Here is a 17,863-nt window from a genome sequence, read left to right on the forward strand (position 1 = left end):
TCGCCATGTTTACGATCGTTGAGCTTCTTACGGATCCAGGTCTCGGAGTAAGTCATGCCAAAGCCGGCGAGCACCAAGCCTGGCCAAGACCGTCAAGCGCCGATCCTGGCTCCGGCGGAGTTCGGCGGCTATCCCGGGCCGCTGCGTCGCGCAGTGCCCGGCAACGCCCTGCTCAGGCTGCTTGCCACGACCGACGCCAAGCAGATCGGCCTGCTCTACCTGATCTCGTCGTTCTTCTTCTTCATCGCCGCGGGCATCGAGGCGCTGCTCATGCGCGGTGAGTTGGCCCGCCCGGGGATGCAGTTCCTCTCCCAGGAGCAGTACAACCAGCTGTTCACCTCCCACGGCACGATCATGATGTTCCTGTTCGCCACCCCACTCGCCTTCGCATTCGGCAACTACCTCGTGCCCCTGCAGATCGGCGCACCCGACGTCGCCTTCCCCAGGCTGAACGCATTGGCCTACTGGCTGTACCTGTTCGGCGGCCTGATGGTGCTCGGCTCCTTCATCAGCCCGGCAGGTGCCGCAGACTTCGGATGGACGGCCTATCCGCCGCTGAGCCAGGTGGAACACACGCCAGGGGTGGGCGGCAACCTCTGGGTCATCGGGCTGGTGCTCTCGGGCGTCGGCACCATCCTCGGCTCGGTCAACCTGATCACTACCACGCTGACCCTGCGCGCCCCGGGGATGACGATGTGGCGAATGCCGCTGTTCACCTGGGCCATGTTCATCACCGCGTTGATGGCCATCGTGGTGTTCCCGCTGCTGTCGGCGACGCTCCTCGCCCTGCTGTCGGACCGTGTGCTCGACAGCCACATCTACGACGCCGCCAACGGAGGTCCGCTGCTCTACCAGCACCTGTTCTGGTACTTCGGCCATCCCGAGGTCTACATCGTGGCGCTGCCCTTCTTCGGCATCATCAGTGAGGTGCTGCCGGTCTTCTCGCGGAAACCTCTGTTCGGCTACAAGGGCATGGTTCTGGCGCTGTGGGTGATCTTCTTCTACTCCCTGAACGTGTGGGCACACCACATGTTCGCCACCGGCCAGGTCCTCCTTCCCTTCTTCTCGGCGACCACCTTCATCATCGCCGTGCCCACCGGAGTGAAGTTCTTCAACTGGATCGGCACCATGTGGAAGGGGCAACTGACCTTCGAGACCCCGATGCTGTTCGCCATCGGATTCCTCGTCACCTTCCTCTTCGGCGGCCTCACCGGCGTGCTGCTGGCCAGCCCGCCGGTCGACTTTCACGTCCACGACAGTTACTTCGTCGTCGGACACTTCCACTACGTCCTCTTCGGCACCATCGTCTTCGCCGCGTTCTCCGGCGTGTACTTCTGGTTTCCGAAGATGACCGGCCGACTGCTCGACGAACGAATCGGCAAGGTCCACTTCTGGACCATGTTCGTCGGTTTCCACACCACCTTCCTGGTCCACCACTGGCTGGGCAACCGCGGAATGCCCCGCCGCTACGCCGACTACCTACCGCAGGACGGCTTCACCACCCTGCACACCATCTCCACCATCGGGTCGTTCGTGCTCGGCGCGTCCACGCTGTTCTTCATCTACAACATCTGGAAATCCTGGCGGTTCGGGGCCGCCGTCACCGTCGACGACCCCTGGGGGTACGGGAACTCCCTGGAATGGGCGACAACCTGCCCACCACCGCTTCGCAACTTCGACCGCATACCCCGGATCCGCTCCGAACGCCCCGCCTTCGACGCCAAGTACGGCACCCGCGTCGCCGACCTCGGCCGTGACCTGCCGCAACGTGCCGCCAAACCCCCACAGAGCGTTAGCGAGGAGCTGCACCGCGAGACACACGCGCCGGAGCCGCCCCGTGTCGAAGGCGCCCGCGGCGGTGGGGGCGCGGCCGGCGACCAGCAGATCCCGCAGTCCGGTGCCCGCCCCATCGAGGTACCGGACCCGGAGCAGGCCCGACGACCGAGCTTCGAGCCGACCAGGGAGGCCGACGAGAACCCGCTGGACTCCCAGCGGGGAGAGGAAGCCCCGCCGCGGTGGCGCCACCCCGGCGATGGGGACGGCGAGAGAAGGTGAGGAGTCGGGTCGCCATTGCCCCCGACTCCCCACCGACCAGCACCCCGTCCGCCGCGTCGCGTGGGTGTCGTTTCCTCGATGAGCGGCCTCCGGGTCAGGCATTGGCAGACGGCCACGCTGCTGCGCAGCTGCAGTCCGCGAAAAAGTCCTGTGCCGCCAGGGGCATCCCCTCTGCCAACTCAGGCGCTCTCGCCGTAACGTTCCCGAGTCAGCCGGTTGGCCGTCTCCGGATCGAGACCGCTGGCGCGAAGCAGGTCACTCGCCGCGACCCGCGTCTGGGTGACCAGGGTCTGACTGAACCGGCCGGTGGCAACGTCGCCGGCTCTGCGAGCGCTGTGCATCGCCGCCAGGGCTGTCGCCCGCGCCCGCTGCGGATCACGGCCCGACACGCGTTCGGCCCGAAGGTGCTCGTTGGCGTCGGCGAGTTGCCTGAGTGTCGTGGTCAGCTCAGACGGAACCACCTCGTCGTACTGCACCACGGTCGCGGAGGTACGCGCCAGATCCTGTGCGTCGCCAATCAGGCGTTGAGCATGCTCAGCGAAGTGGGCGAACTGTTCCACATCATCTCGCCTGAGCCATCTCACCGGCGCCAGACTCACCACCTCCTTCGCCCCGTCAAGCGCCTGCGACAATCGTGCGAGATCGGGTCCCGAGTCCCGCAGGCGCTGCAGGGACGCCGTCGCCTGCTCCGCGTCACGCTCGTTCAGAGCGGTCGCGATGGTCCGTAGTTCTGCACTGACCAACTGGACGATCGGCGTGGCCGCCCGGTCAAGAACACGCATCGGGTTGACCGGAAACAGGAGCGTGACCACCACCAACCCCACCGCCCCACCGATGACGGCATCCAGGATCCTCGGCCACTCGAGGTTGGGATCCACCGGCGACAGGGTCGCGATCACGACAGCCGAAGCACCCGCGTGGGCCACGGTCGCGCCGCTGCCACCGGAAAGGATCAACGCGAACGCGATCGCGATCCCCACCGCCAGACCGATCTGCACCGGTCCCGGGCCCACGGTGTAGAGCAGAGCATCCCCGATGAGGATTCCGATCACCACGCCAACCAGCGTCTGGACGGTTCGACGGACCCGCTGGCCGATTGCCGCGACGATCGTCCCGACCGCCGCGGACGGAGCGAAAACCGGCGCAGGGATGCCCAACACGTCGTGCCCGATAAACCAGGACAGCGCCGCGGCCAGTGCCGCCTGCACCGTGATCACCAGGATGACGTTCGTCAGGCGCAGCCGCACCCGCCAACCCTGACGCCCACGCTGGCGAGCCCGCTGTGCCGCCTGCCGCACCTCGGCCGAAACAGCGTCGACACCGGAGGGCGGATCGGGCGAAGGTTCCTGGGCACCACGCATGGGGGTAGCTACCCGAAGCAGCGACAAACAAGTCAGCAACCAGTGCCATCGGGGTCGCTGGTGGTGTGGCACAACAGCTGTAGCCGGCCGGACCGGTTACGGGCCTGGTGATATACCCCTTAACCCGACAACGGAGATCCGTCGAACTCGAACAGCTCGACGTCCTTCCCGAAGCCGTCCCGCTCGAAGCATGGGCGCCGAGGCATGGGGTATCCGCCCCGGCATGGGTAGTCAACAGCGTAACAAGCATGACAGCGGCGGCGAGTCGGCGCGGGGCCGCCGGCACCCGGGCAGCGGCGCACGGGGTCGGCAGGGGGCCACGGTGGAGCACTCGCCGAACCAGCGGCACGAGCGCACTGCGACCGGATCAGCCGGCACCGAGCGCGACCACAGCCGGTCGAAGACGGCCCGGGACGGGCGGGTAAACCGCCAGGGTACGGCCTGATCCTCGGTTAGCCTCCTCCCCGCGCCGCGACCCACGTGTCGGCCGATGCGTTTCCACGTCAGGTCCTAGCGCCGGTAGGGGGCGGGTGGCCATTGCGGTAGAGCAGCGGCGCATCGGTCGGTGCGACGGCGCCACGGGCGCGGGCTTGATCGTGGGTCGGGAAAGGTGCACGGGCGGTACCCACCGGCTCGGCGACGGACTTGTCGCAGTAGGCGAGTCCCGCCTTGCCGGAACCGATGTGCCGCGCTGACCGTGGCAGGGCTTCCTGTCGAGTGCGGGCGGGGAGTACGGTGACCCACAGGTGTGCCGGGAAGTCTGGTCGGCGGTCATTGAATCACGCCGACCGAAAGGCCCCCTGCGATGACCGATCTCGCGCTGCGCGCTGTCGACCTCACCAAACGGTACGACCACCTGACCGCTCTCGATGCGTTGAACCTGGACGTCATTCCCGGTGAGGTGTTCGGGTTCCTCGGTCCTAACGGTGCCGGCAAGTCGACCACCATCCGCCTTCTGCTCGGCCTTGCCCGGCCCACCGCCGGGCGGGCCGAGGTGTTCGGCGTCGACGCCGCCGACGTCGCCCGCGCGCACCGGCACCTTGCGTACGTGCCGGCCGATGTGGCGTTGTGGCCGCAACTGACCGGTGCCGAGATCTTGCACCTGCAAGCCCGCACCGGTCCGGGAACGGACCTGGCCTACCGCGACGACCTCGTCGAGCGCTTCGCCCTCGACCCGTCGAAACCGGCTCGCACCTACTCGACGGGTAACCGGCAGAAGGTGGCCCTGATCGCCGCGTTCGCCACCCGGGCCCGGCTGCTGGTGCTCGACGAGCCGACCAGCGGCCTGGACCCCCTGGTGGAACGGGAGTTCCGCACGGCGGTGCGGCAGGCCCGCGACCGGGGGCAGAGCGTCTTCCTGAGTTCCCACCAACTCGCCGAGGTCGAAGCGGTCTGCGATCGGGTCGCCATCCTGCGCGCCGGCCGGCTCGCCGACGTCTCCACGATCAGCGACGTGCGGGACCTGCACCGCGCTGAAGTGACGATCACCTACACCGGCATCGCACCTGACCTGAGCGTGATCCCCGGCGTCGAGGCGGTGGAACCCGCCGGTGAGCGACGACTGCGGTTCACCCTGACCGGCGAACCCGGCCCCGCTTTACGGGCGCTCGCCGCCGCGCAGGTCACCGCCCTGAGCATGCGGGAGCCGAGTCTGGAGGAGATCTTCCTCGACTACTACGGGGCGGAGGCGGCTCGATGAGCCTCGACACCCTCCCCGCCCCGGCCACGCCTCACCTGACAGCGGATCCCGCGCCGGGCCGGGCTATCACCTGGTTGGCCATCCGCCAGGTGCGACGCGGTGCACTCATCATTATCAGCCTGGCTGCCGGGATGACCGCGCTGGTCGCCGCCACCTACGCGCAGGTGATGGCCGACCCGGAGGCGGCCGGCAGCCTGCGGGCTCTGGCCGGCAACCCGGCGATCCGAACGCTGTTCGGCGCCCCGGTCGGCCTCGACACCGCGGGCGGATTCACCGTCTGGCGAGTCGGCACCGTCATCGCGGTCCTGCTCGGCGCCTGGTCGATCCTGACCACCACCCGAATCACCCGCGGCGAGGAGGACGTCGGGCGCTGGGACCTGCTGCTGTCCAGCCGTCTTGCGGCACCGGCCGTCCTGCTGCGCCACCTGGCCCCCGTGATGGCGGTCAACGTGGCCACCGCCATCGCCATCACGGCCGTCCTGCTGCTGTCCGGCACCGAACCGGCAGGCGCGCTCCTCCACGGTGCCGGCACCGGCCTGCTCGGGATGTTCCTCACCGCGGTCGCCGCACTGGCGGCCCAAATCTTCCCCGCCCGGTCGCCGGCCACCGGCGCAGCCGTGGCGGTGCTGGGCTGCGGCCTGCTGACCCGGATGATCGGCGACGGGATCACCGCACTCGGCTGGCTGCACTGGCTCTCACCGTTCGGGCTGCTGTCCATCAGTGGCCCCTACGTCCACAACCGTGTCCTGCCGCTGCTCCTGCTCGCCGCCGCCACCGCCCTCATCACCGTGCTGGCCCTGACCGCGGCCCGCCGCCGCGACGTTCACGATGGTCTGATCCCCGCGGCGTCCGGACGGCAGCCGCGAACCCTGCTGCTGGCCAGCACGGAAACGTTCGCGGTACGCCGGGTGTCGCGGCCGCTGACCGGCTGGCTGATCGGTATCGGCGCTTATTACCTGCTGATCGGGTTGACTGCGGTGTCGGTCACCGAATTCCTGCGCGACAATCCGGCCCTGGCCGAGGGGGCCTCCCAGGCCGGCTTCGACGGGTTGGGCAGCATCAGCGGATTCACCGCGACCCTGTTCGCGATCCTCGCCATGCCCGTCGGTGGCTTCGCCACCGTCCGGATGGCCGCCTTCGTGACCGCCGAGACCGACCGGCGACTGACTTTGCTCGCGAGTCAACCGATCACCCGGACCCGGCTGATCGGCACCGAGCTAGCGGTCACCGCCGTTGCCGCGGCGGTGCTGGTCACCGGCGCCGGTCTGGCGACCTGGCTCGGGGTAACCGCCATCGGCGGCGAGCTGGCCGCGGGCGCCGCACTGCGCGGCACCTGGAACATCCTTCCACTCGTACTGCTCAGCCTCGGCGCAGCGGTGTTCGCGGTTGGTTGGATACCACGCTGGACGATGCTCCTCGGCGGCCTTCCCACCACCGGCGGGTTCCTGGTGCTCGTCGTCGCCGACAGCGTCGCGGCGCCGGACTGGGTACGCGACATCTCCCCGTTCGCTCACCTCGCGCCCGTACCCTTCACCGAGGCCAGCCTGATGGCCCCAGCGGTCATGCTGGCCATAGCAACACTCCTGACCGTGCTCGGCGTGGCCGGCTACCACCGCCGAGACCTGCGTTCCTAGCGCAGATCGCCTCCGTTGGGGTAGGGCTGCCAGGCAGGGCCCGGTCTCGGTCACCGGGCCGCTCGTGTGGCCCCGCACGGTGGTGCAGACGTGCATCATCCATCTGATCCGCAAGACGTTCCGGCTCGCCTCCCGCAAGTACTGAGACGCGCTCAAACACGACATCAAGCCGATCTGCACGCCCGTCGACGCGCGAGCTGCCAGGGCCGCGTTTGACGACCTCGCCGACAAGTGGGGCGACCGGTATCCGGCGGTGGGACAACGCCTGGGCAGGGATCGACGTAGGGCGAGGCTCCCGGTAAGGCAGCAGTCGACCAAGACCCGATGCCCCAACCGGAAGCCTCGCTGTTGTCCTACCCTGCCGCGATTCCCCTGTCCGACCGCACCCTCATTTGCCTCGCTGACCTGATCCGCAACCACCGAACGCAGGTGGAGAATCGCGCAGCGCTTGGGTTGCGGTTCAACAAGTTTGACCCGAGTACCAGGCGTTGGATACGGCGTTGGCGCCGCCGATGTCCCACGTTCCCGGGCCGATGCACCAGCTCCAGTCGTTGCGGGGCCACGTCGCGTCGACGTAGATGATCACATGGGTGCTCCCGCAGTGGTTGTACCAGGCCGTCACCGCGTCTTCGTAGTAACCGCAAACCTGCGCGGCGACGTCCTCGCTCCCTGGCTTGGCCTGCTCCGAGACCGCGGTGGTTTCGGGTTGGGACAGGCGGGAGCCGGCGCCCGGACTTGCCTGTGCCACGGTCCCGGACAGGGTGAGTGCACCGACGATCGCGGTCACTGCCGAGATCCGAAGCGCCGTTCTGTACCACATTTTCACAATGGTCTCCTGTCAGCCGCCGCTGCGGCCTAGATGATGCTGCTGACTGCATGAAGTGATCGATGTACTTCCTCGCGCTCCTTCCATCGCGAAAACACGGATCGATGTAACACGCTCAAGTGAATCTCCTTCCGTAAGCCGGAATCAGATTCAACCCTGACTGAGCGGACTTCCTCAGATAAGAGTGCAGGCCACAGCCGGGCCTGTCGTTACTGGTAAGCGCACAGGTCTTTAGTCTGCGCGTACTCTCGCGCACTGCTCGCGGAACTGGCGTGGCGAAAGACCGTAGGCGCTGCGGAACGCCTGACTGAAGTGCGCCGGGCTGGTGAACCCCCACTGGGCGGCGATCGCGTGGATCGGGCGCGCGCCTAGTTGGGGGTTGGCGAGGTCGCGTCGGCACTGCTCCAGGCGACGCTCGCGGACCCAGCCGGCGACCGTGCGCCCTTCCTCGTGGAACAGCTTGTGCAGGTATCGCAACGAGATGTGATGCGCTGCGGCGATCGCGTCCGGCGTCAGGCGCGGATCGCCCAGATTCTCTCGGACGAAGGCGTGGATCTGAGCCATCAACGCTCGCCGTTGGGTGTGGGAGGGCACCGCGCTTTGGACGTCCAGCGCGTTGGCCAGTGCCGCTGTCAACACGTCAATGGTGAGGGTGGACAGCCGGGCGGCGTCCGACGGACTGAGTTCGTCCATGTGCCGGGCAAGGCGCAGCAGGAATTGTGAAGATAGCGCGCCGATGCCCTGGGCGCCAGGGATGCGAACTGCGCTCAGGCGCCGCAACTCCCGAGGGGGCAACGGCAGTAACGAGCGCGGGAAGCGCAGGAGCAGCAGCTGACTAACTGGCGCATCCGGGGTGAATTCAGCCACGTAGGGCCGGGAGGTGTCATACAGTATCAGGTCCCCCACGCCGAAATCTGTGCGCTGGCCGTCTTGCGTGATCATGCCGCCACCGCGCACAAGGCAACCCAGCTTGAACACCTCGGGATCGGCCTGCCGAATGAGCTTGGGAGTGCGGTGGACCGAGTGCGGCATCGTGGTCATTAGAGTCGCCTGCACGGGACCGAACTCGCTAATTCCGACCTGAGCCCGAAATCCCGGCTCCCACTGCGATTCACAGCGTAAATCGTAGGGCACCCAGAGCTTCGAGTTCACCTCGCGCCAGAAGGCGAACCCGTCTTCAACCGGGACCTCGGTGGTGCTGACCACGTCCATGACTCACCTTCGCGCTGTCGCCGCAGGGGTCACACCACGATAGCTTGGCGTCGATATAACGGCGTTGCGATTTTATGGCGCGGGTCAGGCATTGAGGGCTCTTCATCGTGATGGGCCTGGTCGCGATGGTGGCAGGCAGCGTGTGTCGACACAGGACGAAGCTCCCGGTCAGACAGCCGTCGACCAAGACCCGATGCCCCAACCGGGAGCCTGCGCTGTCGTACCCGTCCGCGGTTGCGCTGTCCAGCCGCACTCTGAACCACCTGGCCGACATCATCCGCGCCGAACGCACCCGCCGTCGCGGCCGGTGGCGACGTCTTGATGCCGGCAGGCTTTGCTCACCCTGACCGAACTGACGTCTTACAACGCGGGCGTCGCACGGCGGCCGGGACGCCACCAGTTCGCCGCGCCAAGGAGGGACATGACAGAGGGCAGCAGCAGTCCACGGACCACGGTGACGTCCAGCAGCACGGCCACAGTCATGCCGACACCGATCTCCTTGACCGCGATCAGTTCGCCGAGAGCGAAGCCGAGGAAGACGATGCCCAGCGCCACGGCCGCGGTGGTGACGACCGGACCGGTCGCGGTGATGCCGGCGAGGACCGCCCGGTCGTTGTCGATCCGGCCGTTGGCGGTACGGCGGTCCCACTCCTCCTTGATCCGGGCGAGCAGGAACACCTCGTAGTCCATCGACAGCCCGAAGATGAACACGAAGAGCAGCAGCGGTGTGGTGATGTCCAGAGCCCCCCAGGGTTCGAACCCGAGCAGGGCCGAACCCCATCCCCACTGGAACACGGCGACCAGGACGCCGAGCGTCGCCAGCAGCGTCAGGATGTTCATGCAGATAGCCTTGACCGGTACGACGACCGAGCCGGTCAAGGCGACCAGCAGCAGCCCGGTCGCGACGACGATGACGGCCACCGCGATCGGCAGCCGCGCGGCCGTCGACTCCCGCGCGTCGATCAGCTCGGCAGCAGGCCCCCCGACGAGAAGCGGCACCGGCATGTCGAGGGCCCGCAGGTCACGGACCAGGCGTTAGGCCGGTTCGCCGCTCGCCGGGCCGGCCGGGCGCAAGTCCACCACGGTGACGTCGCCCGGCAGGTCCGAGCGCAGGTCGAGCTCCTTCTCGCCGGTGAGGTCGCGCAACTGTTGCAGCAACGCCCGCACCGGCGGCTCGGTGGCACCGGCCTCGATGAGCACGGTGACCGGCTGCGCGGCCCAGGTGGCGAAGTCCCGTTCGACGGCCTCGTACGCCAACCGCTCCTCGCTGGCGGCCGGCAGCGACCGTGCGTCGGAGTTGGCGAGCGTGATCTGGAACAACGGAGACGCCAGCAGAAGCAGGCCGGCGGTCACGGTCAACGCCACCGCGGCGGGACGGCGCTGCGAGAACGCCGCCAGCCGCGCCAGCAGGCCCGGCCGGCCCGGCGCCGGGCGACGGGAGCTGCCCGCCGAGGACCGTGTCCGGGCGCCTCGCGGCGGCGGGATACGCCGGTGTGCCAGGGCGATCAGCGCCGGGACCAGGGTCAGCCCGATCACCGTGGCCATGCCGACGACCAGCGCTCCACCCACCGCCATCGCCGCCAGCAGCGGCTCGGCGAAGACGAAAAGACCGGCCAGTGCCGCACCGACGGTGAGACCGGACACGAGAACGGCACGTCCGGCCGTCGCGGTGGTCGCGGCGAGCAACTCCGCCACCGGTGCCCTAGGGGCCGCCTCGCGTTCCTCCCGGAACCGGGCAAGGATCAGCAGGCTGTAGTCGACGGCGAGACCGAGACCGAGCAGGGTGACGACGTTGACCGCGTACTCGCTGACCGGCATCGCCTCGGCGAGCCCGCTCAGCGCCAGCAGCGTTGCGGCAACCGCGGCGAGGGCGGCCGCCAGCGGCAGACTGCCTACGATCAGCCCGCCGAGCACGACGGTGAGAACGCCGCAGAGCACCACCAGCGCAATCGACTCGCCGATGGCGGCGTCCTTGACGGCCTGCTCGCCGAAGGTCCGCTCGGCAAGCAGCTCCCCACCGACCAGCACCCTGGGGGCGTCGATGCGGCGCAGTGCGGCGGCCACCTGGTCAGCCACCGCGAGCGCCTCGTCGTCGCTGAGTTGCGGGCGCAGCTCGACGACGACGAGCGAGCTTTGATCATCGGCGGCCACCTGCGAAGATCCTGCGGTGTAGGCATCGGTGACGGACGCAACTCCCGGGATCGCGCGGATGTCGAACATCACCCGCGTGGCGCTGTCCACCAGTGCCACGGCGTTGAAGTCGCGGCCCTCGATGACCGCCACGATCCGCTCCCCCTGCGGGTCGAGCCGGTCGATGCGCGATTGCGCGACCCTGGACTCCGCGTCGGGTCGCAGACTGTCCACCGACTGGGTCCGGTCGTAAACCGCACCTCCGAGCATGGCACCGGCCAGCGTGATCACGCTCCAGCCAGCGAGCACCCACATTCGGTGTTTGGCGGTCCATCGGCCGAGCAGTGCAAGCACCGCAGCCTCCTCGGGCCGCAACCGACCTAGCCGCTGCCAATACAACATCAACTGCCCTCGTCCCACAATGGTTCGCAGGTCCTGCTGTGAGCTGCTGCGACGATCGCCGCCGCGACGCGATCGACGACTTGCTCCAGCAGGCGACCGAGTGCGACGTCTACCTCATCACCGCCGCCGACCCGTACTCCGACAACGTGGCCCGGTCCGGCGGACACGCAGGACTCTGGTGCCGCCGCAGGGAACCGGCGGCGACACCAGAGTGTGCGTCAACTCAGCGGTTCGATCCAGATGTTGCGGAAGCGGGGATTCTCGCCGGGGTCGCCGTGGTCTTGCAAGGCTATGGAGCCAGGCGTCGGCCCTTCGGGCTGGCCGTTTCCGGTGGGTCCGTTGATGGCGACGTTGTTGTGGACAACAACGCCGTTCCACACCACCGTGACCCTGGCGTCTTCGAGTTTCGCGCCTGTCGCGCTGAACCGCGCCGCGCGGAACGTAATGTCGAACGTCTGCCATGTGTTGGGCGCGGTGGCCATGTTCCGGTCGGGAGCACGCTTGAGGTAGATGGCTCCGGCCTCGTTGTTGGCCAGTGTCGTGTCACCGTAGGAGTCCAGCACCTGAATCTCGTAGCGTTCCTGGAGGTAGAATCCGCTGTTGCCGCGGGCCTGTCCGGTGACCTCAGGCGGGTAGGCGGGTTGCAGCCACTCGCCGTGCAGCTTGAAGTCGCCGAATTTCGCTCTGGTACGGATGTTTCCGCCAAGCGATTCCATAGATCCGCCGGCCACCGGCCAGGTCGCAGGGCCGCCGTTCGTGTTCTCCCATGCCGCCAGGTCGGTGCCGTCGAACAGGGGGATGCGAGATACCGGAGAGACGACGACGTGGTCGAGGTTGGCGCCGTTGGCGCCCGTCGTGGTCGCACGGATCTTGCTCTGCCCGGCCGGTAGCGTTGTGCTCAGCGTTACGGTTCGCCAGGTGTTCCACGCACCCGTCGGCGGGAACGACAGCGCTGGGCTGACAGTCGTGCCGTTGGCCGCGATGGCCAGAGGCCGGTCGACGGTTCCGCCGTTGGCGTAACGGAATTCCAGCGAATAGGTTCCCGCGCTCGGCGCGTTGACTGTCCATTCGGTGTGTGCGCCGGTGTTGGCGGTCGCCGCGAAGTCGGCGTAACCGGTTCCGGTGTATCCGGAGTGTTCGGACCCTGCGGTTGCGCCGCTGAGCGCCGCGTACTCGGCTTCGTAGGGGCCACCGGGCAGAGAGTTGAGCGTGTACCAGGCCTCCGTGCTCCACAGGGACTGCCCCGAAGCCGAACTGAACGGCCGTGGCGAGTGCACGTACACCACCCGCCCGGACTTCAAGCCGTTGATCCGCAACGTGACTTTCTTGCCGTCGGCCGAAGGGATGGCCGAGGTGACGCTCAGCGTTTCCAAGTCGACCTTTGGGCCGCCATAGCTGGAGGTCGGGGTGTAACGCCATTGCCGGACGGCGTACCGCGACGCCAGCGAGCTCAGCGTTGCGGCCGACAACGGCTGGGTGTATTCGAGTTCGAAGCCACCGGCGACCGCCCGCATCGCCAGGATGTCGAAGGCGTTGCTGCTGCTGGGGGTGAGTTTTTGCAGACCGAAGGTGAGCTTGCCCTGCTGACGCCAGTTGCTGCTGGCCTGTCCACCGCCGATGCCGCCCGCGTAGATCGCACCGTCGGGGCCGAGGGTGATCCGGCTGATGCCGGCCTCGAGTCCCTGGGTGAAGCGGAAGACCGCGCCCTGGTACTCGCCGTTGACCTTCTCCAGATACCCGCGTTGGATCCCGCCATAGGTGACATCACCGAACAGCATCTGGCCGGCGAACAGGCCTTGGGTGAGCATGAGCGGTGTGCTCGGCGAGTTCGCGATCTCGTTGTGCGGCAGCCACAGGACCGGCTGTGTGACCGCGTTCGAGTCGAACGGACCGGCCGGATCGTTGTAGTGGTTGAAGAAGCGGCCCGGCTTGAGTTGCACCAGCTTGTTGGCCGGTAGCCAGTCGCCCTGGTTGTCGGTGACGAAGATGCCGCCTTCGGGGCCCCAGCCTATGCCATTCGGGGTACGCAATCCGCTTGCCGTGTACTCGACCTGTCCGGTCGCCCTGTTGACTTTGATCGCGGTCCCGCGATTGTTGGCGAGCTGCGGTTTGGTGGAGCGTCCGCCAGGAGTGATCTGGACCGACAGGTTGAGGTAGAAGTAGCCGTCCTTGTACAGGAGGCCGATCGCGAACTCGTGGTAGGTCCCGCCGAACGGCCAGGTCGCCACCGTTCGCCTGCTGTCGATGATGTCATCGCCGTTGGCATCGGTCAGCTCGATCAGCCCGTACCGCTCCGCGACGTACAGTTTGCCGTCCAGATATTTGATTCCCATGGGGTCCTGCAACCCTGTGGCGATCCTCTTCACCGTCACCTGCGCGGCAGAGGTGGTGCCGGTGACGTTGCCCAGCACATAGACCTCGCCAAGCGGCGTAGTGGTGCCGTAGTCGCCGCCCCACGTGGTGATGGCCAGCCTGTTGTCGGGCAGCCAGTCCATCCCGGTGACTTTTGGCTCGAACCCGCTGGGACGCAGATTGGTCAGCGTGTAATTGGGATGCACCGCGTTCAGTGGCAGCCCGTCCCCCGGGCTGTCCACCCCCTCGACGCATTCCTTGGTGCCAGGTGCGGTCACCCGGGTCACTCCGGCTTCGGTGCTCAGCGCCGTGGTCGGCACGAGCGAGAACTGTGTGGATCCCGGCGGCCGCCACTCGAGTCTGAGCGCCTGCCCGTTGGTGTTGTCGAAATGTTCGATGCGCAGCTTGTGATAGCCGACGGACAGGTCGATGGTGCCGTCTTTCGGCGACGCGCCATGAAGGCCGTCGTGGTCGATGACGGTCGTGAACGTGCTGTCGGCGTCGTCATTGTCGACGACGGTGCTTCTGTCGATGCGCAAGCGGGAGCCATCGTCGCTGGTGAGCCGGAACACGTACGAGCCGGCCGTGGTGATGTTGATGTTCGTGATGACCTGGGTGTGGAACCTGTCGGCAACGCCGAAGTCGGCCTGGGTCGACCAGTCGATCACCGGCATCAGCTTGTCGACGTTGGGAGTCTGTCCGGGCTTGAGCGTGCAGAGTACGGACCGATCGATTCCGAGGTTGTAGGTGCGCAGTGTGACCCCGGGATCCTGCGGTGGGATCGCGGCGTGTGCCTGACCAGGCACCAACAGAAATGGCAGCAATACACTCAGCCCCAGAACGAGGACTGGTGCCCGGCGCCGCCGGCGGGCGACCTCTGGGACGGTTTGAAAGGTCATGACAATCCTTCTCGCGCTCGCATCCGCGCAGCAGCGCAAACGCCGGCCCGGATGACAGGGGTGGGATCGGGTGGTTGCCTGACGCAGGTAGGACGCGCGCCGCCGCGTCATCTTCTCAACGGAGCAGGTTGCCAACGCTTCGGAGACATTCCCAAAGTCGGTCCAGGAAAGCGCTTTCCTGACTGGATTACTATATCTGAGTTATCAAGATGTTTCAATGCCCCGCACGGTCGGCCCGGGGCTCCGGTGGTTGCACGTTTCGCCGGCCGGGCAGGGCGTTCCATGTCGCCCGGGCTGAGCGGGTCCACGAGATCCAACGGCAGACCGCCTCCACCGACTGGATCATCTCCCGCGAGATCGCGCACCCTCCGCTGGTCAGCGAAGAACACTTCGTCGCCATTCAGGCAATCCACGGCGCACCGACCCCAGCCGACGGCGTCCCCCGCTGCTACGTGTTGGCCGGAGTTATCTGCTGCGGCGTGTGCGGCCGCGTCATGGACTCCCACTGGGTCCACGGCCCGACCCGGCTACCGATGCCGACACGGACACCCGAGCACCCGCACCAGGCCCTCCGCCCAACCGACGATCCTCTACATCCGGGAAGACCACCTGCTCGACCGCATCCGACACGACCGACGGGCTACACCGTCGCCATCCCGCACTGCGCAGCCAAGACCCGGAAAAGCTTGCCGCCTACTTACGCCCCAACAACATGATCATTGTGTGTGACCACCACGCGTGGACCATCGAAGCCAAAACCGCGGTCTACCCGCTCACCCCGGCGGGGAGCTTCCTCGCCACGACAGCAAAAATCCCCGCCCAACGGGACGGGGATCACGCAAAACACGAACAACCATCACAGTTCGTGTGGAAAATAATGTGTCCGAGGGGGGACTTGAACCCCCACACCCTATACGGGTACTAGCACCTCAAGCTAGCGCGTCTGCCATTCCGCCACCCGGACCTACACGTTCAGCCTACCTCGCCGACCAGATGATCTTTCATCCGGTTGTCAGCACAGCGGGCCGCACGGGGAGTTACTGTACACGCCGCCCGTGGATCATGCACATCGCCTTCCACCGCCTCTCCCCTGGCGCTTCCGGCGCTGCTCAAGGCGCCTCAAACGGCCGCCCCGACACACCGTTGGGGCGCGTCCGGGTAGCGTCCGGCGGCCTTCTGACGGCAGCATTGCCTCGTGTCCCATCCCTCCCCCCTGGCAGCCGCCCAGCACCGAGCCCTCGCCCTGCGCGCCGCGGGCGACCTCAGCGCCGCCCGGCAACTGCTCGCGGAGGTCGTCGAATCCGCTCCCCCGCCGTACGGTGACGACCATCCCGAGGTGCTGCACACCGCGCACCTGCTGGCACGGCTGCACCGGGAGGGGGACGACCCGCTCGCCGCCCGCCGGGTCCTGGAGGAGGCGTTCGCCGCGGGCGAGCGGCGCTGGGAGCACTCCTACCCGCTGATGCTCGCCCTCGCCTTCGAACTCGCCGAGGTGGCCGAGGAACTCGGCAACCGGCACGAGGCCCGGCGCAACTACACCCGCGTCGCCACCGCCGGGCCCGCCGCGCTGGGGGAGAACCACCCGGCGGTACGCGCAGCCCGCGACTACCTCGGCCCACCCCCGCCGTCCCCGGGCGAGCAGCACCCCGCGCCGACGCCCGGTGCTGTCCCGGCCGCCCCGGTGACCGAGCCGGGCACCCGGTCGGCGCTGTCCGGCCCGACCCTGTCGCTGGCGACCCTCGCCGCGATGCGGCCCTCCGCCGATGGTCCGCCGCCCGCCGTCTCACCCTGGGCGCCGCAACCGCCGGCCGCACCCCCACAAACCCCTCCGGCGGTACGCGCACCCGCCACACCCGCGTCGCCCAGCAACGTCACGCCCGCACCGGTCCCAGCCCCTCGGGCGATGCCCGTTCAGTCGGCAGTGCCCTCGATGCCGCTTCAGCCGGCAGCTCCCTCGGTGACCGGTCAGCCGGCAGTTCCCTCGATCACGCCAGCGCCGCCCGACCCGTCGACGGCCGCGCCCCGACCTGCGACGCTTCCCCGCCCGCGCGCCGACGTGCCACCGCCGGCAAGCGCGACGCCGCCCCGTCAGCGTCCCAACGGGCAACCGCCCGGACCGTCCCGCCCAGCGGCCGGTCCGATGCCCCGGCCGGGGGCTGAGGACCAGCCGACGACGCCGGCCGAGCAGCAGTCACCGGAGCGGCCGCCGTCCGGGCCGGCCGTGGCACCACGTCAACGGGTTGGTGGTCACGCGACCCCGCCAGTGGCGGACGCGCCACCCCCGACGTCGACCCCAACTACGCCAACCTCAACCGCCCCGGCCGCGACCGCCCCGGCGTCGACACCGGGGGTGCCGGCACCTCGCTGGGACAACCCCACCATCCAGGTACGGCAGATCGAACCGCTGCTCGCCGAGGAAGCCGCCCGAGCTGCCGCCCAGCCAACCATGGCGAGCGAGTCGCACAACGTGTCCGGCGCTGAGGCGACATCACCGGGCAGCTTCTCCCCGACCGTCGGCCCGCCGGGGCCGGCCTATCCGGTGAGCGGGCCACCGGCCCAGCCCATCAGCGCACCGCCGGTGACTCCGTCTCTGATCTCCGCGCCTCCCAGCCAGCCGTCCCCGGTCTCGGGACCCCCGGCCCATCCGTACCCGGTCTCCGCGCCGCCCGGCTACGGCCCACCCACGTCCGCGGCACCCGGTCACACCTACCCGGTCTCCGCACCGCCTGGCTACGCCCAACCCGTGTCCGCACCGCCCGGGAACGCCCAACCCGTCTCCGCACCACCCGGGCACGCCCAACCCGTGTCCGCACCGCCCGTGCACACCTACCCGGTCTCCGCACCACCCGGCCACGCCCAACCCGTATCCGCACCACCCGGCTACGGCCCACCCGTATCCGCTCCACCCGGGCACACCTACCCCGTGTCCGCGCCGCCCGGCTACGGCCCACCCGTGTCCGCGGCACCCGGGCACGCCTACCCCGTCTCCGCGCCGCCCGGTTTCGGGCCGCCCGTCTCGGGGCCACCCGTCTCCGCGCCTCCGGTGAGCGCACCACCCGTGCCGCCCTGGGGGTTGACCGCACCGCCCTGGAGCAGCAGCGCCCCACCGCTGCCCCTGCCAACTTCAGGTGCCGACTCCCCCACCCCGACCACTACGGCGGCGCAGACGGTCACCGCCGGTCAGGCCTCGCCGGCTGGGCAGACCATGATGGACGTGGGCGGTACCGGCGCGGACGTCGACTCTGGCCTGGGCATCCTCGACGCCCCGGTGACGCCGGCTCAGCAGAGCCCTG

At 68.3% G+C, this 17,863-nt stretch carries 9 protein-coding genes, 1 tRNA gene and 4 pseudogenes; 7 read left to right on the top strand and 7 right to left on the bottom strand.

What is annotated here, in order from left to right:
- Nucleotides 1-54 precede the first annotated feature (54 nt).
- Nucleotides 55-2,055 (top strand): cytochrome c oxidase subunit I, encoded by a 2,001-nt coding sequence (gene ctaD / locus AB0877_RS12315; RefSeq protein WP_366608639.1) that lies wholly within the window; start codon nt 55-57, stop codon nt 2,053-2,055.
- 179 nt (nt 2,056-2,234) lie between these two features.
- On the opposite strand, the gene AB0877_RS12320 is transcribed toward ctaD, so the two are convergent.
- Nucleotides 2,235-3,302 (bottom strand): FUSC family protein, encoded by a 1,068-nt coding sequence (locus AB0877_RS12320; RefSeq protein ID WP_366608640.1) that lies wholly within the window; start codon nt 3,300-3,302, stop codon nt 2,235-2,237.
- 919 nt (nt 3,303-4,221) lie between these two features.
- On the opposite strand from AB0877_RS12320, the gene AB0877_RS12325 reads away from it, so the two are divergent.
- From AB0877_RS12325 to AB0877_RS12340, 4 genes and pseudogenes are all read left to right on the top strand, one after another.
- Nucleotides 4,222-5,115, top strand: coding sequence for an ABC transporter ATP-binding protein (locus AB0877_RS12325; protein ID WP_366608641.1), 894 nt, complete (start codon nt 4,222-4,224; stop codon nt 5,113-5,115).
- Entirely contained in the window at nt 5,112-6,749 is a 1,638-nt protein-coding gene (locus AB0877_RS12330) for a hypothetical protein (protein WP_366608642.1), read from the top strand. The genes AB0877_RS12325 and AB0877_RS12330 overlap by 4 nt, the downstream gene beginning before the upstream one ends.
- A gap of 64 nt (nt 6,750-6,813) precedes the next feature.
- Nucleotides 6,814-7,005 (top strand): annotated as a pseudogene (locus tag AB0877_RS12335) (transposase); the annotation flags it as partial.
- 89 nt (nt 7,006-7,094) lie between these two features.
- Nucleotides 7,095-7,178, top strand: a pseudogene (locus tag AB0877_RS12340) (IS5/IS1182 family transposase); the annotation flags it as partial.
- A 31-nt stretch (nt 7,179-7,209) separates the two neighbouring features.
- On the opposite strand, the gene AB0877_RS12345 reads toward AB0877_RS12340, so the two are convergent.
- On the bottom strand, nt 7,210-7,536 hold the full coding sequence (locus AB0877_RS12345; protein ID WP_366608643.1) for a DUF6355 family natural product biosynthesis protein: 327 nt from the start codon (nt 7,534-7,536) through the stop codon (nt 7,210-7,212).
- A 270-nt stretch (nt 7,537-7,806) separates the two neighbouring features.
- Nucleotides 7,807-8,787 (bottom strand): helix-turn-helix domain-containing protein, encoded by a 981-nt coding sequence (locus AB0877_RS12350; RefSeq protein ID WP_366608644.1) that lies wholly within the window; start codon nt 8,785-8,787, stop codon nt 7,807-7,809.
- Nucleotides 8,788-9,002: 215 nt separating this feature from the next.
- Between AB0877_RS12350 and AB0877_RS12355 the strand changes: the two are divergent.
- A pseudogene (locus AB0877_RS12355) lies at nt 9,003-9,119 on the top strand (IS5/IS1182 family transposase); the annotation flags it as partial.
- 28 nt (nt 9,120-9,147) lie between these two features.
- On the opposite strand, the gene AB0877_RS12360 reads toward AB0877_RS12355, so the two are convergent.
- The 4 genes from AB0877_RS12360 to AB0877_RS12375 all read right to left on the bottom strand — a co-directional run bounded on the left by AB0877_RS12360 (nt 9,148) and on the right by AB0877_RS12375 (nt 15,534).
- Nucleotides 9,148-9,792, bottom strand: coding sequence for an MMPL family transporter (locus AB0877_RS12360; RefSeq protein WP_366608645.1), 645 nt, complete (start codon nt 9,790-9,792; stop codon nt 9,148-9,150).
- Nucleotides 9,793-9,822: 30 nt separating this feature from the next.
- The gene (locus AB0877_RS12365; RefSeq protein ID WP_366608646.1) at nt 9,823-11,271 is read right to left on the bottom strand and encodes an MMPL family transporter; all 1,449 of its coding nucleotides are present in this window, start codon (nt 11,269-11,271) and stop codon (nt 9,823-9,825) included.
- Between the two features lie 266 nt (nt 11,272-11,537).
- Nucleotides 11,538-14,570 (bottom strand): family 16 glycoside hydrolase, encoded by a 3,033-nt coding sequence (locus AB0877_RS12370; protein ID WP_366608647.1) that lies wholly within the window; start codon nt 14,568-14,570, stop codon nt 11,538-11,540.
- An 880-nt stretch (nt 14,571-15,450) separates the two neighbouring features.
- Nucleotides 15,451-15,534 (bottom strand) — tRNA-Leu (locus AB0877_RS12375).
- Between the two features lie 231 nt (nt 15,535-15,765).
- Between AB0877_RS12375 and AB0877_RS12380 the strand changes: the two are divergent.
- Nucleotides 15,766-16,182: pseudogene (locus AB0877_RS12380) on the top strand (tetratricopeptide repeat protein); the annotation flags it as partial.
- Nucleotides 16,183-17,863: the final 1,681 nt, after the last annotated feature.

This window comes from Micromonospora sp. NPDC047644 (assembly GCF_040704315.1).
Classification (GTDB): Bacteria; Actinomycetota; Actinomycetes; order Mycobacteriales; family Micromonosporaceae; genus Micromonospora.

Bases quoted from the DNA above. Each gene is read 5' to 3' on its own strand.
- ctaD (WP_366608639.1), top strand. From the start codon at position 55: ATGCCAAAGCCGGCGAGCACCAAGCCTGGCCAAGACCGTCAAGCGCCG.
- AB0877_RS12325 (WP_366608641.1), top strand. From the start codon at position 4,222: ATGACCGATCTCGCGCTGCGCGCTGTCGACCTCACCAAACGGTACGAC.
- AB0877_RS12330 (WP_366608642.1), top strand. From the start codon at position 5,112: ATGAGCCTCGACACCCTCCCCGCCCCGGCCACGCCTCACCTGACAGCG.
- AB0877_RS12350 (WP_366608644.1), bottom strand. From the start codon at position 8,787: ATGGACGTGGTCAGCACCACCGAGGTCCCGGTTGAAGACGGGTTCGCC.
- AB0877_RS12360 (WP_366608645.1), bottom strand. From the start codon at position 9,792: ATGCCGGTGCCGCTTCTCGTCGGGGGGCCTGCTGCCGAGCTGATCGAC.
- AB0877_RS12370 (WP_366608647.1), bottom strand. From the start codon at position 14,570: ATGACCTTTCAAACCGTCCCAGAGGTCGCCCGCCGGCGGCGCCGGGCA.